The organism is Pseudomonas sp. P5_B2 (assembly GCF_056400445.1).
Genome location: NZ_JBFULH010000972.1, coordinates 1 through 1229, shown reverse-complemented (window position 1 = coordinate 1229; position 1229 = coordinate 1). Strand labels below are relative to the sequence as shown.

Annotated in this window: 1 protein-coding gene; it reads left to right on the top strand. The window is 55.2% G+C overall.

Going from position 1 to position 1229, the window contains the following annotated elements; genetic code table 11:
- Positions 1–1229: PAS domain-containing protein (locus AC1DRJ_RS28410; protein ID WP_477805069.1), on the top strand; the 1229-nt coding region annotated here is incomplete at both ends.

Sequence of the window (1229 nt, the reverse complement as noted above, 5' to 3'; positions counted from 1 at the left end):
ATACATCGCAGCCGAAGCGATGACGAGATGATCGAGCGAATCAGTCATGATCAAGCCGACGTGATTGCTGCCCTGCTGCCCAGCGCACAAAGAGAAACGTTACTGAATTTCAGCCGCCCGTATCTGGAAAATTCCTTTGTCCTGCTGACGCGCAAAATGACTGACAGCCCGTCCGACCTCACGCAGTTTTCGGGCAAGCGTTTGACGATTGCCCAAGGTAATCCGATGGTGGATTACTTGCGTCGCGAGTTCCCGCACGTCAATCTGATCGAAACCCCGGACACCTTCAGTGCCGTGCAGTCAGTTGCAGAAGGTCAGGCAGAAGGCGCCGTTAACTCGCTGGTGATCGCCAATTACTTCATCTCATCCAGACTCTTCGAGCAGCCGCTTCAGATCAGCGCCACCCTTGGTACGCAGCAGGCTGCGTTCTCTCTGGCAACAGGGCGTGACGCCAAAGAACTGAGCGCAATCCTCGACAAGGCATTGCTTAGCATTACCCCGCAGGAGCTGGGCATCATCAACAGCCGTTGGCGGGGGTACTCGTCGACTCCGCAAAGCACCTGGCGCAACTATCACCGAGTGTTCTATCAGGTGGTGGCCGGTGTTGGCGTGCTACTGCTGATTTCTATTGCCTGGAACGCTTACATGCGTCGTCAGATTAAACAGCGCCAGGCAGCCGAGCTCGCGTTGAACGATCAACTTGAGTTCATGCAATCACTGGTCAATGGCACGCCTCATCCCATCTACGTGCGCGATCGGCAGGGATTGCTGCAAAGCTGCAACGACAGTTACCTGGAAGCCTTCAGTACAAAATACGAAGACGTCATCGGCAAAAGTGTCATTCAGGGCACCATGAGCAATGCGTTCGAGGCTCAGGAATATCAGGCTGACTATCAGCGCGTGGTGAGTGAAGGTACCCCGTTGATTCGCGACCGCACCCTGCAAATCGGCAATCGCAAGCTGACGATTTATCACTGGGTTCTGCCTTACCGCGATTCGAGCGGTGAAGTGCAAGGCATCATTGGCGGCTGGATCGACATCAGCGAGCGGCGACAACTGTTCGAAGATCTTCGAGCGGCCAAGGAACGCGCCGATGATGCAAACAGAGCCAAAAGCACCTTTCTGGCAACCATGAGCCATGAGATCCGCACGCCGATGAATGCAATCATCGGCATGCTGGAACTGACCCTCAAACGTATCGAGCAGGCTCATCCGGATCGACCCGCCAT